Annotated in this window: 11 protein-coding genes and 1 rRNA gene; 1 reads left to right on the top strand and 11 read right to left on the bottom strand. The window is 61.5% G+C overall.

The window, feature by feature from the left end; genetic code table 11:
• The 4 genes from M511_RS01480 to M511_RS01495 form a co-directional block, all read right to left on the bottom strand.
• Window positions 1-72 (bottom strand): 16S ribosomal RNA (locus M511_RS01480); the annotation flags it as partial.
• Window positions 73-699: 627 nt separating this feature from the next.
• Window positions 700-1,179 carry a 30S ribosomal protein S9 gene (rpsI, locus tag M511_RS01485; protein ID WP_010398189.1) on the bottom strand — a complete coding sequence of 160 codons (480 nt, stop codon included), beginning with the start codon at window positions 1,177-1,179 and terminating at the stop codon, window positions 700-702.
• Between the two features lie 3 nt (window positions 1,180-1,182).
• On the bottom strand, window positions 1,183-1,647 hold the full coding sequence (gene rplM / locus M511_RS01490) for a 50S ribosomal protein L13 (RefSeq protein WP_010398186.1): 465 nt from the start codon (window positions 1,645-1,647) through the stop codon (window positions 1,183-1,185).
• A gap of 150 nt (window positions 1,648-1,797) precedes the next feature.
• On the bottom strand, window positions 1,798-2,220 hold the full coding sequence (locus M511_RS01495; RefSeq protein ID WP_085501176.1) for a PaaI family thioesterase: 423 nt from the start codon (window positions 2,218-2,220) through the stop codon (window positions 1,798-1,800).
• Between the two features lie 84 nt (window positions 2,221-2,304).
• On the opposite strand from M511_RS01495, the gene M511_RS01500 reads away from it, so the two are divergent.
• Window positions 2,305-3,105, top strand: coding sequence for an enoyl-CoA hydratase (locus M511_RS01500; protein WP_010398183.1), 801 nt, complete (start codon window positions 2,305-2,307; stop codon window positions 3,103-3,105).
• On the opposite strand, the gene M511_RS01505 is transcribed toward M511_RS01500, so the two are convergent.
• From M511_RS01505 to M511_RS01535, 7 genes are all read right to left on the bottom strand, one after another.
• Window positions 3,102-3,845, bottom strand: a complete 744-nt coding sequence (locus M511_RS01505; protein WP_010398180.1) for a cytochrome c biogenesis CcdA family protein — start codon at window positions 3,843-3,845, stop codon at window positions 3,102-3,104. The two genes, M511_RS01500 and M511_RS01505, sit on opposite strands and share 4 nt — an antisense overlap.
• 76 nt (window positions 3,846-3,921) lie before the next feature.
• Complete coding sequence (locus tag M511_RS01510) at window positions 3,922-6,540, bottom strand: ribonuclease E/G (RefSeq protein WP_085501177.1); 2,619 nt, start codon at window positions 6,538-6,540, stop codon at window positions 3,922-3,924.
• Between the two features lie 487 nt (window positions 6,541-7,027).
• Window positions 7,028-8,353, bottom strand: a complete 1,326-nt coding sequence (locus M511_RS01515; protein WP_010398174.1) for a sigma-54-dependent transcriptional regulator — start codon at window positions 8,351-8,353, stop codon at window positions 7,028-7,030.
• A gap of 20 nt (window positions 8,354-8,373) precedes the next feature.
• Entirely contained in the window at window positions 8,374-10,170 is a 1,797-nt protein-coding gene (locus M511_RS01520; protein ID WP_010398172.1) for a sensor histidine kinase, read from the bottom strand.
• A gap of 65 nt (window positions 10,171-10,235) precedes the next feature.
• Window positions 10,236-10,904 (bottom strand): phosphoribosylformylglycinamidine synthase subunit PurQ, encoded by a 669-nt coding sequence (purQ, locus tag M511_RS01525; protein WP_010398171.1) that lies wholly within the window; start codon window positions 10,902-10,904, stop codon window positions 10,236-10,238.
• Between the two features lie 157 nt (window positions 10,905-11,061).
• Window positions 11,062-12,276: an NADP-dependent isocitrate dehydrogenase gene (locus M511_RS01530; RefSeq protein ID WP_085501178.1), complete on the bottom strand. Its 1,215-nt coding sequence runs from the start codon at window positions 12,274-12,276 to the stop codon at window positions 11,062-11,064.
• A gap of 103 nt (window positions 12,277-12,379) precedes the next feature.
• Window positions 12,380-13,504, bottom strand: a complete 1,125-nt coding sequence (locus tag M511_RS01535) for an HD domain-containing protein (RefSeq protein WP_085501179.1) — start codon at window positions 13,502-13,504, stop codon at window positions 12,380-12,382.
• Window positions 13,505-13,543 lie beyond the last annotated feature (39 nt).

The following is a 13,543-nucleotide window of genomic DNA, read 5'->3' on the forward strand; positions in this document are numbered from 1 at the left end:
TCCTCGCTCGACTTGCATGTGTTAGGCCTGCCGCCAGCGTTCGTTCTGAGCCAGGATCAAACTCTCAAGTTGAAACGCGCAAAAAGCGCGTATCCCTGACAGAAAGACCTTGCACATCTGTCCTTCCAGTAAAGGAAGGATCATCTCTGCCTGTCTATTCACTCGCGTGAACCGACAAACAGTGAAGCTGACACCTGGATCATCGGGGAAATCCCCTACCAGGCCGATATGCAAGTCATCCGTCGACTGAACGACCAGACCGCCCGCATATCCCTTCAGATATCCAATAATGTCAAAAAGCAGAGGAAACAAAATAACCCGAACAACACCACATCCATGGCGCCATCCAAGCCATCAGGTCTCCTGAATTTTCAGACTTGGCGTTGCTTTCGCGCCGCTTCGGCCGTCCGCCGCAGCGCCTCGCCGCGTCGGTGAAGCGGTATCTAGGCCCTGTAAGATGATCTTGCAAGCACAAAAATGCACGTTCCGAGTAAGAAAAGTGCAACCATATGATTTATTGTCATTTTTATGTCGTAATCTTCGGGGAGAATTCCGATCTTTCTGACAGCGCAGCCATAGGTTGCACCCTGAATAGCGCGCGACCGGTGCCTGACGACTCGGACTGAGCGGAATCGGAGGCCTAAAAAGCAAGACGCGGCCCCAGTGGGACCGCGCCAGGAAGCAAAATCGAAAGGTCGATCAGCGTTTCGAGAACTGGAACGAACGGCGAGCTTTGGCTTTACCGTATTTCTTCCGTTCAACCACGCGCGAGTCGCGGGTCAGGAAGCCAGCAGCTTTAAGTGCAGCGCGTAGTGACGGCTCGTGCAGCTGCAGAGCTTTCGAGATACCGTGCTTCACGGCACCCGCCTGCCCCGACAGACCGCCACCGGCGACGGTGGCATAGACGTCGTACTGGCCCGAAACGCCGGCCACTTCGAAAGGCTGGCGCAGGATCATCTGCAGCACCGGACGGGCGAAATACTCGGCAATATCCTTGCCGTTCACCACCACCTTGCCCGAGCCCGGCTTGACCCAGACGCGAGCAACCGCGTCTTTACGCTTGCCGGTAGCATAGGAACGGCCAAGCGAGTCGCGCTGCGGCTCACGCGAAGGGGTCGCTGCAGGAGCCGCCGCCGCGACCGATTTCAGATCGTCGAGGGTCTTGATGTCTTCGGCCATGGCTTACGCGCTCCGGGTGTTCTTGGCGTTCATGGACTTGACGTCCAGCACTTCGGGCTGCTGCGCCTCGTGCGGGTGCTCGGCACCGGCATAGACGCGCAGGTTGCTCATCTGTTTGCGGCCCAGCTTGTTACGCGAGATCATTCGCTCCACAGCCTTGATCACCACGCGCTCGGGGTGGGCGCCTTCCAGGATCTGACGCGCAGTCCGGTGCTTGATGCCGCCCGGATGGCCGGTGTGCCAGTAGTATTTCTTGGCGTCACGCTTGTCGCCGGTCATCTGCACCTTGTCGGCGTTGATGATGATGACATTGTCGCCCATGTCCATGTGCGGGGTGAAAGTCGGCTTGTGCTTGCCACGCAGGCGCATGGCGACGATCGAGGCGAGCCGGCCCAGAACAACGCCCTCGGCGTCGATCAGGATCCACTTCTTCTCGATCTCCGCCGGTTTCGCGGTATAGGTTTTCATTTGTCGGTCCCTTTGGGGGCTGCAATTCGAGATGGGGGTATATCGGCAAAACTCGCACGCAGGTCAAGCGAGATGGTTCTGAATTTATATCGCAGTTTCATATGGTTATGAAATAGGTATTATAATACCCCATTGCAACCCCCGCCAATATCACCGGTTCGGCGGAATCGAATAGGTCATCGAGCAACGCGCGACCGGCTCCTCGCTGCCTTCCGAGCGCATCAGCACCTCGCCGACCGCCAGTACCCGCCCAAGCTTAAGGATACGACAATCGGCCAGTAAATCGCGCCCAGACTCAGGTTTGCGCATGAAGTCGATTGAGGCGTTGGTCGTCACCGCCAGCGCCACCTCTCCGATGCGGGCAAGGATCGCCAGATAGATCGTCACATCGGCAAGGGCAAACATTGCCGGACCGCTGATGGTACCTCCCGGGCGCAGATGTTGTTCATTGACCAGCAGCCGGGCAGTCATTTGCTGCTCATCCAGCGCCTCGACGCGGATCTGCCCCGCGACTTGCGGAAAATTCCGGTCAAGAAATACGTTCAGTGCCTCGCGGTCCATCACCAATGCCATGCTTCCCCCCTGTCGGAACCACAGCTAGAGTGATCGGCAAGGCAGGGAAAAGACAAGCCGCATCATAGCTGTCAGGAGGAAAGCATGAAGGACGGAAATCCCGAACCGCTGGTACTGCGTCAGGACGAAGGCGCCGTTGCCCGGCTGATCCTGAACAGCCCAATGAATTACAACGCTCTTTCCACGGCGATGATCGATGCACTTTCCGATGCGCTGGACGAGGTGGCGGGGGATGAGGGCATCCGCGCCATCATACTTGCCGCGCGGGGCAAGGCTTTCTGCGCCGGTCACGACCTGCGCGAAATTCAGGGCGCGCGGCGTGACGAAGATAGCGGTCGCAACGCCTATGAACGGCTGTTTTCACGCTGCGCGGCGATGATGCAAAAGCTCCCTGCCCTGCCCCAGCCGGTGATTGCCGAGGTGCAGGGCATCGCCACCGCTGCCGGCTGCCAGCTGGTCGCCAGTTGCGATCTGGCTGTCGCGGCAGAAGGCGTGCGTTTTGGCGTCAACGGCGTGAACGTCGGGCTTTTCTGCTCAACCCCCATGGTGGCGCTGTCGCGCGCCATTCCGCCCCGCGCTGCATTCGAGATGTTGGTTACCGGCGATTTCATCGACGCCGCCCGGGCGCGCGAGTTGGGGTTGGTAAACCGGGTGACTCCGACCGCAGAGCTTGGGGCAGAGGCTATGGCGCTGGCGCAGCAAATCGCCGCCAAACTGCCCGCAGCGGTGCGGATGGGCAAACGCGCCTTTCACGCTCAGCGCAACCTCGGCCTTGCAGAAGCTTACGCGACCACCGGCGCAGTGATCTGCGAAAACCTGCTACGGCCCGACACAGCCGAAGGCATTCAGGCTTTTCTGGAAAAACGGCCGCCGAACTGGGATTAACCCAGCCCCGCCAGCCAAGGAAAAGTTTCAAGCAGCCAATAGGCAAACGCAGGGAATGCACCAGTCAGCAGCGCGATACCGACCACGACCAGAAGCCCGCCCATAATACGCTCGATCAGCTTCAGATGCGGCTTGATCCGATTCATCAGGCCGATGGCACGGTTGATGAAAATGGCCGAAAGCAGAAAGGGAATGCCCAGCCCTAAAGCATAGATCGCCAGCAGCGCCGTTCCCTTGCCCATCGCCCCGCCGGTCGCGGCCAGGGACAGGATCATGCCAAGCTGCGGTCCGATACAAGGTGTCCAGCCAAAGGCAAAGGCCAGCCCCAGCACATAGGCACCAAGTGCGCTGCCGCCCTGCTCTTTCGCATCAATCCTTGCCTCGGTATCAAGAAAGGGAATGCGCAGGACATGCAGGAAATGCAGGCCAAGCAGGATCACCACCACACCAGCGCCACGCGCCAGCAGGTCCTGCCATTGCAGGAACATCCGCCCAAAGGCCGATGCCGCCATGCCCATCAGCAGGAAAACAGTAGAGAGCCCAAGAACAAAGAACAGCGCCGGCACGACCGCGCTGCGCTCGCCCGATTTTAGCCCGCCAACACCGACCCCGGTCATATAGGCCAGATAAGGCGGCACGATCGGCAGCACGCAGGGCGACAAAAAGGACAGGATACCAGCCAGCAACGCAACCGTCGCGGCAGGCAAGAAGGCAGCATCTGCAAGCTCGATTCCCAACATGCCCGGTACCTTGGCTTATGAAGAGGGCGCGGGAAAGCCCCGCGCCCCTCACGCTTTCGTGGAAAGCTGCGACAGATCAGCCCATCGACCACCAGCCGCGACGCTTGGGCCGGGACGCTTCCTCGACAGCGGGTGCGGGCGCGGGTTCAGGTTTTGCCGTGACAACCTCTTCGACCAGCGCTGGTTCAGGCTGGGCCTCGACATCGGTTACCTCGTTTACCGGCTCATCAGCTATCGTGGGCTCCGGCTCGACAGCCTCGACTGGTTCGACAGCAGGCTCTGCCTGATCGACAGTCCCGGCTGGCGCGCCCTCGGCCACGGCCTCTTCCGCAGGCGCGGCGGTGACCGGATCAGCAGAGGCGACAACCTCGGCTGCCTCAGCCTCGGCAGGTTCGTCAGCCTTGCGACGGCGGGCACGAGTGCGGCGACGGGGCTTGGCTTCCTCCTCGGCCTCAGCAACAGGGGCGGGTTCAGCGACCACCTCGGGCTCAGGTTCCGCCACGTCCGGCGCTTCGGCGGTCACCTCTGCCTCGGCCTCATCTTCACCCTCGGCCAAGGCGTCATCAGCCCCGTCCTCACCGTGATGGGCATCACCTTCACCATTGCGGCCACCCCGGCGACGGCGGCGGCGGCGGCGGCGCTTGCCAGCCGCATCGCCATCCCCATTTTCGGCCCGCGCATCATCGACGCGCTCTTCGGTGGCATCCTCTTCGGTTTCCGCTTCCTCGGCGGGCTCTTCGCCGTCGATCTGCGCCATCAGCCGCGCATCGACCGAGACAACAGGCGTCACCACCTCAGGCAGGTTGCGGGTTGCGGTCTTGAATTTCTCAAGCGCGTAATCGGGCGAGATCAGCGTCGGGTCAGCCTCGACCCGCACGGACAGGCCATAACGTGCCTCGATCCCGGCGATATGTTCGCGCTTGGCGTTCATCAGGAAGTTCGCCACAGCGACGGGTGCCTTGACCAGCACTTCGCGCGAACGCTTACGGGTACCCTCTTCCTCAATGGCACGCAGGATGGTCAGCGCCAGACTGTCGTCCGAGCGGATCAGACCGGTGCCATGGCAGTGCGGACAGGGCTGCGTGGTCGATTCCAGCATGCCTGGCCGCAGGCGCTGGCGCGACATCTCAAGCAGACCAAAGCCCGAGATGCGCCCGACCTGAATGCGCGCCCGGTCGGTCTTGAGCCGTTCCTTGAAACGCTTCTCGACCGCAGCGTTGTTCTTACGCTCTTCCATGTCGATGAAGTCGATGACGATCAGACCGGCAAGGTCGCGCAACCGCAGTTGCCGCGCGATTTCCTCGGCAGCCTCAAGGTTCGTCTTGAGCGCGGTTTCCTCGATCGAGCCTTCCTTGGTGGCGCGGCCCGAGTTCACGTCGATGGCGACCAGCGCCTCGGTCACGCCGATGACGATATAGCCACCCGATTTCAGCTGCACGACCGGGTTGAACATGCCAGCCAGATAGCTTTCGACCTGATAGCGCGCATAAAGCGGCATCGGATCGCTGTAATGCTTCACGTTCTTGGCGTGGGACGGCATGATCATCTTCATGAAGTCCTTGGCCGTGCGATAGCCACGCTCGCCCTCGACCAGAACCTCGTCGATCTCTTTGCTATAAAGATCGCGGATCGTGCGCTTGATAAGGTCGCCTTCCTCATAGATCGGGGCGGGCGCGATGGACTTGAAGGTCAGATCACGGATCTGCTCCCACAGGCGCATCAGATATTCATAGTCCCGCCGGATCTCGGTGCGGGTGCGCTGGCTGCCAGCGGTGCGGATGATGAGGCCCGCCCCCTCTGGAACCGCCAGTTCCGAGGCGATTTCCTTAAGCTTCTTGCGGTCGGCAGCATTGGTGATTTTGCGGCTGATCCCGCCACCACGCGCGGTATTCGGCATCAGGACACAATAGCGACCGGCCAGCGACAGATAAGTGGTCAGCGCAGCACCCTTGTTGCCACGCTCTTCCTTGACGACCTGGACCAGCATGATCTGCCGGACCTTGATCACCTCCTGGATCTTATAGCGGCGGGCGCGCGGCTTTTTGGGGGCCCGGATTTCCTCGGCCACGTCCTCTTCGGCGACGGATTCGATACCATCATCCTCATCGCTGTGCTCGGACGCGTTTTCCTCGGCGGGTTCGGCCGTCTCGGCGGGTTCGGCCGTCTCGGCGGGTTCGGCCGTCTCGGCGGGTTCGGCCGTCTCGGCGGGCTCGTCGCCGGCGTCACCGCTCGTCGGCAGTTCTTCGACCAGAACGGTTTCACCCTCCGACGGGTCCAGCACGGTCATGCCGGCGATCTCTTCCGAGACCTGCACAGCATCGCCATTCCCGGTAGCGGCTGGTTTGGCGGATTTGCGGCGACGGCCATTGCGGCGGGGCTTTTCGCCCTCATCAGAGTCGGCCACGGCGGCCTGACGCTCCTCTTCCAGAAGCGCCTGCCGGTCGGCAGCGGGGATCTGGTAATAATCGGGATGGATCTCGGCAAAGGCGAGAAAGCCGTGGCGGTTGCCGCCGTAATCCACAAAGGCCGCCTGCAACGAGGGTTCGACCCGCGTGACCTTGGCCAGATAGATATTGCCGGTTATCTGTCGCTTGTTGACTGTCTCGAAATCAAATTCTTCGACCTTGGTCCCATCGACCACGACAACCCGAGTCTCTTCGGGATGCGTGGCGTCGATCAGCATTTTCTTTGACATGTTTCCGTCTTTCGGACAGCCGGACCAACCCGCCCAAAGGCGGGGGCAAGACCCGGCTGCTGTATGAGGGGACGGCGAAAGCCGCGCGGCCAGCAGCAATCGCGGCGGTCAGGGTTTTCCCCTGCCACCGTTGCCGATCAAGCTGCGCTGCGCGATCCATCGCGTCTGTTTACCTTTCTTGGCCCCTTGCCGCTTGCGCGGCTAAAGGGCGGCGATCACGATTGCCCAGAGGCCCGACAGGGCATGGGCAGATTTTCCCGCGCGGGACACCACCGGCACGTCATACGTGTCGCGGCTGGCTGGCGCGCTGCGAAACTGGCAAGAGGGGGCGTCCGTAAATTGAAGGCGCCCCGCCCTACAGGGGCAAGATAGCGGGGAAGGGCACGCAGATACAATCTGTTTTTGGCCCAGGCCCCGTTTGGCCCCCGAATGGGCGGCGCCCTGCCCTGCTCAGGACAGATCCAGCCGCCCGGACAGCCGGGCCCGCCTAGAGGTAATCGCTGCGGCTCAGCCCGTATTTCGCCATCTTTTCGTTCAGCGTACGACGCGGCAGGCACAGTTCGTCCATGACTGCGGCAATGCTGCCCTTGTGACGGCGCATGGTGTTGTCGATCAGCATTTTTTCAAAGCTTTCGACATATTCTTTCAGCGGCTTGCCCTCGGTCGTGGTGGCCTGCTGCATATCCTCACCATCCGCCATCAAGAGCGAGGCGATCGACCCCGAACCACGGCGGTTTTGCAGAACGGCACGCTCAGCGACATTGATAAGCTGACGCACGTTGCCCGGCCATGGAGCCTGCAAAAGCTGCGCCGCCTCTTGCGCGGTGACCTGCGGCGGCTCGCAACCGTATTCCTCGGCAAATTGTTCGGTCATGCGGGTAAAGAGCGCAAGGATATCCTCGCCTCGCGAACGCAGCGGCGGCAAGGTGATCTTAAGCGCGGTCAGCCGGTAGAACAGGTCGGGACGCAGCGAATCCTCGGCCCGACGCCCTTCGCCACGCGCATTCGAAATGGCGATGATCCGCGTCTCGGCCGGGGTGCCCTGATCGGCGATAAAGGCCAAAAGCCGGGCCTGCAGCGGGTCCGACAGCGCCTCGATATCTTCAAGGCACAGGGTGCCGCCGCGCGCCTCTTCAACTGCGGGCAGGCCACTTTCAACGGGGCCGAACAGCTTTGCCGCCAGAATCTCGTCATTATAGGCAGCGCAGGAAATCGGCACGAATTTCTTGGACGCGCGCGGCCCCACGGCATGCAGCGCATGAGCAACCAGCGTCTTGCCGGTGCCGGTCTCGCCGTCGATCAGCACATGGCCGTCGGCCTGCCCCAGATCAAGGATATCCTCGCGCAGGCGGTCCATGACCGGGCTGGTGCCGATCAGCTTGGACATGACCTGCTGGCCTTCGGACAGGTCACGGCGCAGGGCACGGTTGTCCAGCGTCATACGACGCGCCTGCGTCGCTTTCTTGACCAGCTCGGTCAGGCGCTCGGGGTTGAAGGGCTTTTCCATGAAGTCCATGGCGCCGATGCGCATCGCCTCAACCGCCATCGGCACATCGCCATGGCCGGTGATGACGATGACCGGCAGACCGGAATCTATATTCATCAGGCGTTTGAGGAAAGCCATTCCGTCCATGCCCGGCATGCGGATATCCGAGATCACGACCCCCGGCCAGTCGGCGCCGATCATCTTCAGCGCCTCATCGGCGCTGGCAAAGGTTTCGGTGTCAAAGCCTGACAGCGCCAGCCACTGACTGATCGATTCACGCATGTCGGGTTCGTCATCGACAACGGCTATCTTCAACGTGCGGCTCATGGGCCCTTACCTCATTTTTATCATTCTGCCGCCAGTTGCTGCTTTCCCGGTTGCTGGCCGGGATCGTGCAGCGGCAGCTCTAATTCGAATACGGCGCCGCTTCCCCCTTCGTCCGAGGCGTTATGCGCTGTCAGACGCCCTCCGAAATCAGCGGCAATCCCAGAAGAAATCGCCAGACCCAGCCCGGTTCCCTCTCCGGGCTTTTTTGTGGTAAAAAATGGTTCAAACAGATTTTCCAGATCCGATACACCCGGCCCATTGTCGCGTACGGACAAGAATGCGTGAGAGCCCGAGCTGACGGTGATCTCGATTGCCGGGTCGCGAACGTCCTTGATCGCATCGACGGCGTTGCGCAGCAAGTTGATGATGATCTGCTCAAGCCGGATGCGGTCGCAATAGACCATTACCGGATAACGCGGGATATTGCGCTGCAACCGAATGGTGCGGGAACGCAGCTGCGGCTCCATCATCACCAGCGCGCCGGATAGCGCAACGCGCAAATCGACCGGCTCAAACGCCTCGCCGCCCTTGCGTGCAAAGGATTTCAGCTGGCGCGTGATGGCGCCCATACGCTCGACCAGATCGTCGATCCGCTGAAAGCTAGACAGCGCCTCTTCGGCCCGGCCGCGCTGCAACAACAGGCGCGCGCCAGCCAGATAGGTCTTCATCGCGGCAAGGGGCTGGTTCAGCTCATGGCTGACCCCCGCCGACATCTCGCCCAGGGCGGCCAGTTTGCTTGACTGTTGCACGGTCTGTTCGGCGACGCGCAGCTCGCGTTGCATGCGCTCACGTTCGGCAATCTCGCGGGTCAGCCGCGCGTTCAGCGCCCGCAGATCGGCCGATTCGCGCATCCATGCCGCCGATTCCACCCGCGCCCGACGCGAGAACAGGTAAAAGACCGCCGCCAGCAGGATGGCAAAACCCATGATCACCATAGCCAGCACCGCGTTCACCCGCTCGCGCACCGATTCATAGGTGGTAAAGGCGATCATCTTCCAGCCGCGGAAGGGGATGCGGGTCTCGGCCTGCATCACCGCACGTCCTTTGACATAGGCATCGGCCGGGGGTGCGGCCCAATCCGCCGTGACCTGAAAAGCCCGCGCGATTGCCGAAGGGGCCGAGCGTACCGCCAGCGCCTCGGGCAGTGTCAGCCCGCGCCAGCGCGGCTCAGTGGACAGGATAATCTGCCCCTCACTGTCGGTAACAGCAATCGCGTCCGAGATCCCTGCCCAGGACCGCACCAGCCGGGTCAGATCCGCCCCAACGACCACAACGCCCAGCGTTCGCCCATCAGCAACGACCGTACGGGAGTAAGTGAATTCATAGGCCCCCTGCGGCGAGGATGAGACGGTAAACACCGTATCCTTTGAACGCAGCGCCTCGACAAAGAACGGCTCCTGCACGTAATTCGTGCCGATCAGGTTGCGGTCGGTTGAGCCGACCACCCGGCCCGAAGCATCCAGCAGCTTGATCGAAGCAGCCGCGATTTCCTTTTGCGCCGAGATCAGCCGCGCCGAGGTGCCCGAGAAATCATTGCCCGACAGGGCCGAGATCAGCGCAGGGTCGCGCGCCAGCAATAGCGGCACCACCGAGGTACGCTGCAATTCCGACAGAAGGTTGCCGATATACAGGGCCGAGCGCAGTTCGGTCCGGACCCGGGTGGTTTCGGAAAATCTTGCCGTCAGCCAGGCGTTAGTAAACCAGACCGTTGCCGCAGCGACGATCAGCAGTACGGCAATGACGCCGCGCAGACCCCAGCGACTGGTCAGGCTTGACCTGCCTTCCGGGTATCTGGTGGATTCGTCATCCTCTTGCATGCGCCTCCGAGACCGCCCCCTTCCGGGACCGGTGCAGTCTAGTGCGCGAAGGATCGCGGCTCAAGTCAGGCTGCGACCAGCTCACGCATCAGCGAGGCAAACAGCCCTGCCCCGTCCGTACCGCCATGGGTCGCGTCAACAGCACGTTCGGGGTGCGGCATCATGCCCAGCACCCGGCGATTTTCCGACAGCACACCGGCGATATCGGCGACCGAGCCGTTGATGCCCGGCGCATAGGTAAAGGCGATACGGTCCTGATCCTTCAACACGGCAAGCCCTTCGGCATCAATCTGATAATTGCCGTCGTGATGCGCAACCGGCAGGCGGATAGCCGTCCCCGCCGCATAGGCCGAGGTAAAGGGGCTTTGCGCGGTTGCTACCTTCAGCTCAACCTCGCGGCAGATAAAGCGCAGCCCGGCATTGCGCATCAGTGCACCGGGCAGAAGGTTCAGTTCAGTCAGGACCTGAAAGCCGTTGCAGATACCCAGCACATAGCCGCCGCGCGCCGCATGGGTACGGACCGCATTGGCGATGGGCGAATGCGCTGCAATGGCGCCGCAGCGAAGGTAGTCCCCGAACGAAAAGCCGCCGGGCACGGCGACCAGATCAATGCCCCCGGGCAGCGCCTCGTCCTTGTGCCAGACCCGTGTCACCTTGGCCCCTGCCTGTTCCAGCGCGACGGCAAGGTCACGGTCGCAGTTCGATCCGGGAAAGGTGATGACGGCAGCTTTCATGGCGGGCCTCCGGGATAATGCCTCGCCCCTCCCATACGCCAAGCCGGAGCGACTGTTAAGCTGCTTCGCGCCAAATCGGGAAACTTCTTCGCAACAAGGCGCGCCGCCAAAGAAAAAGGGCCGGCATCAACCCGGCCCTTTCCCCATGTCCGACGGATCAGCCCGCCAGCGCCTTGTTCAGATATTCGTCGACCTTTTCCAGGTAACCCATGGTGGTCAGCCATTTTTGGTCCGGACCGACCAGCAGGGCGAGGTCCTTGGTCATGAAACCATCCTCGACGGTCTGGACGGTAACCTTCTCCAGCGTCCTGGCAAAGTTCATCAGCGCCTCGTTGTTGTCGAGCTTGGCGCGATGCTTCAGACCGCCGGTCCAGGCAAAGATCGAAGCAATCGAGTTGGTCGAGGTCTGGTTACCCTTCTGATGCTCGCGATAGTGCCGGGTCACGGTACCATGAGCAGCTTCGGATTCCACGATCTTCCCATCCGGGGTCATCAGGACCGAGGTCATCAGGCCAAGGCTGCCGAAACCTTGCGCGACGGTGTCGGACTGCACGTCACCATCGTAGTTCTTGCAGGCCCAGACATAACCGCCCGACCATTTCATCGCCGAGGCGACCATGTCGTCGATCAGACGGTGTTCGTAATGGATGCCCTTTTTCTTGAACTCGGCTTCAAACTCTTCCTCATAGACCTTTTGGAACAGGTCCTTGAAGCGGCCGTCATAGGCTTTCAGGATGGTGTTCTTGGTCGACAGATAGACCGGGTAGCCACGGTTCAGACCGTAGTTCATCGAGGCGCGGGCAAAGTCGATGATCGACTGGTCAAGGTTGTACATCGCCATGGCGACGCCGGCGCCGGACGCCTGATAAACCTCATGCTCGATCACCTCGCCGTCATCGCCGACGAATTTGATCGTAAGCTTGCCCTTGCCCGGGAAGCGGAAGTCGGTCGCCTTGTACTGATCGCCAAAGGCGTGACGGCCGACGACGATGGGCTGGGTCCAGCCGGGCACCAGACGCGGCACGTTGCGGCAGATGATCGGTTCGCGGAAGATCACCCCACCCAGGATGTTGCGGATAGTGCCGTTCGGCGATTTCCACATCTTTTTCAGGCCGAATTCCTGAACGCGTGCCTCATCCGGCGTGATGGTGGCGCATTTCACGCCAACGCCGTATTTCTTGATCGCCTCGGCCGCATCAACAGTGATCTGATCCTCGGTACGGTCACGCTCTTCGATGCCAAGGTCGTAATATTTCAGGTCGATGTCCAGATAGGGAAGGATCAGCTTCTTCTTGATGAAGTCCCAGATGATCCGGGTCATCTCGTCGCCGTCAAGCTCGACGACGGGGTTCTCTACCTTGATCTTCGACATGGGTGGTCCCTTCGATTAGGATTCGGCTCGCAGCCCTATAGCCGCATTCCTGACGAAAGGAAAGCCCGGTATGCGATTGCATACAGATCGGGGCGAACAGGTTTCAGACCCCGAAATAGACCCGCGCGCTTTCGCTCAGCCATGACCACAGCGCGGGCGCGCCGCGGTCGATGCGCTGACCCACGCGTTCGACCAGTTGGGTATAGGTCACGCGGTATTCAGCCCAGGTCCCGCCACCTGACGCGATGTTCTGCATCACCGGCTGAGCCCGGTCGAGCGATTTGGCAAAGACCGCATCCGGGGTCTCATTGGCCTCGAACTCAGCCCAGAGGGCATGCAGCTCGCGCCCCTGAGCCTCGGGCAAAAGACCAAAGATGCGTCGGGCGGCCGCCTCTTCGGCAGCAAGCTGCGCCTCGCTGTGATGTGCCTGGCCGTTTTGCGAGTGGATTGGCACGTCGCCTGTGTCGATCTCGACCAGATCATGCAGCAAAAGCATGCGGATCACCCGGCCGATATCGACCCCCGGCCCGGCATGTGCCGCCATGACCAGCGCATAAAGTGCCAGGTGCCAGCTATGTTCGGCGCTGTTTTCACGTCGCGAGGCATCGCAAAGCAGGCTGGCCCGCAGGACCGATTTCAGCCGGTCAGCCTCGGCCAGAAAATTCAGACGTTGGGCAAGCTCACCCCCGGGTGTCTGCCCGGCCAGCATGGCCCCGGCCGCAGCCATCACTTCGGGCCATTCGGTCCACAGCCTTTTGGCGCGACCCGAAGCCATATTGTCACGAACGATGGTGACGTGATCGGGCAAGGGCCGAGGCGCGCAAAGTACCTGAAACAGCGGCTGGACATGATCCATCCGCTTGGCCATGCGGGCATCCGTACTTTCGCCCGCCTCGAATTCACGCCACAGCGCCAGTGCGTCCTCGCCACCCGGGAACATGCCGAAAAGCCGGCGCGCCGCAGCGTCTTCTGCGGCATGAACGGCGGCAGCGTCATGGGCCAGATGGATTGGATGATCGCCGGTGTCGATCTCGACCAGATCATGCAGCAAAAGCATTGCGATGGCGCGATCCGAGGCGCCAAAGACCAACCCGTACAGCGCGACATGCCAGCTGTGCTCGGCGCTGTTCTCGGGCCGCGACAGGTTCATCAGCACATTCGCCCGCTCGACCGATTTCAGGCGGTCAGCCTCGACCAGAAAGGCAAAACGCCGGGTCAGATCGGACATGTGCAAAGCCTCCGGTGGCGGCGAAGGCCGGGACCAGCA

Origin of the sequence: Paracoccus sp. J56 (genome assembly GCF_019633685.1) — a bacterium.
GTDB classification, from domain to species: domain Bacteria; phylum Pseudomonadota; class Alphaproteobacteria; order Rhodobacterales; family Rhodobacteraceae; genus Paracoccus; species Paracoccus kondratievae.

Bases quoted from the DNA above. Each gene is read 5' to 3' on its own strand.
- M511_RS01520 (WP_010398172.1), bottom strand. From the start codon at position 10,170: ATGCAAGAGGATGACGAATCCACCAGATACCCGGAAGGCAGGTCAAGC.
- M511_RS01505 (WP_010398180.1), bottom strand. From the start codon at position 3,845: ATGTTGGGAATCGAGCTTGCAGATGCTGCCTTCTTGCCTGCCGCGACG.
- purQ (WP_010398171.1), bottom strand. From the start codon at position 10,904: ATGAAAGCTGCCGTCATCACCTTTCCCGGATCGAACTGCGACCGTGAC.
- M511_RS01495 (WP_085501176.1), bottom strand. From the start codon at position 2,220: ATGGCATTGGTGATGGACCGCGAGGCACTGAACGTATTTCTTGACCGG.
- M511_RS01515 (WP_010398174.1), bottom strand. From the start codon at position 8,353: ATGAGCCGCACGTTGAAGATAGCCGTTGTCGATGACGAACCCGACATG.
- M511_RS01500 (WP_010398183.1), top strand. From the start codon at position 2,305: ATGAAGGACGGAAATCCCGAACCGCTGGTACTGCGTCAGGACGAAGGC.
- M511_RS01535 (WP_085501179.1), bottom strand. From the start codon at position 13,504: ATGTCCGATCTGACCCGGCGTTTTGCCTTTCTGGTCGAGGCTGACCGC.
- M511_RS01510 (WP_085501177.1), bottom strand. From the start codon at position 6,540: ATGTCAAAGAAAATGCTGATCGACGCCACGCATCCCGAAGAGACTCGG.
- rplM (WP_010398186.1), bottom strand. From the start codon at position 1,647: ATGAAAACCTATACCGCGAAACCGGCGGAGATCGAGAAGAAGTGGATC.
- rpsI (WP_010398189.1), bottom strand. From the start codon at position 1,179: ATGGCCGAAGACATCAAGACCCTCGACGATCTGAAATCGGTCGCGGCG.
- M511_RS01530 (WP_085501178.1), bottom strand. From the start codon at position 12,276: ATGTCGAAGATCAAGGTAGAGAACCCCGTCGTCGAGCTTGACGGCGAC.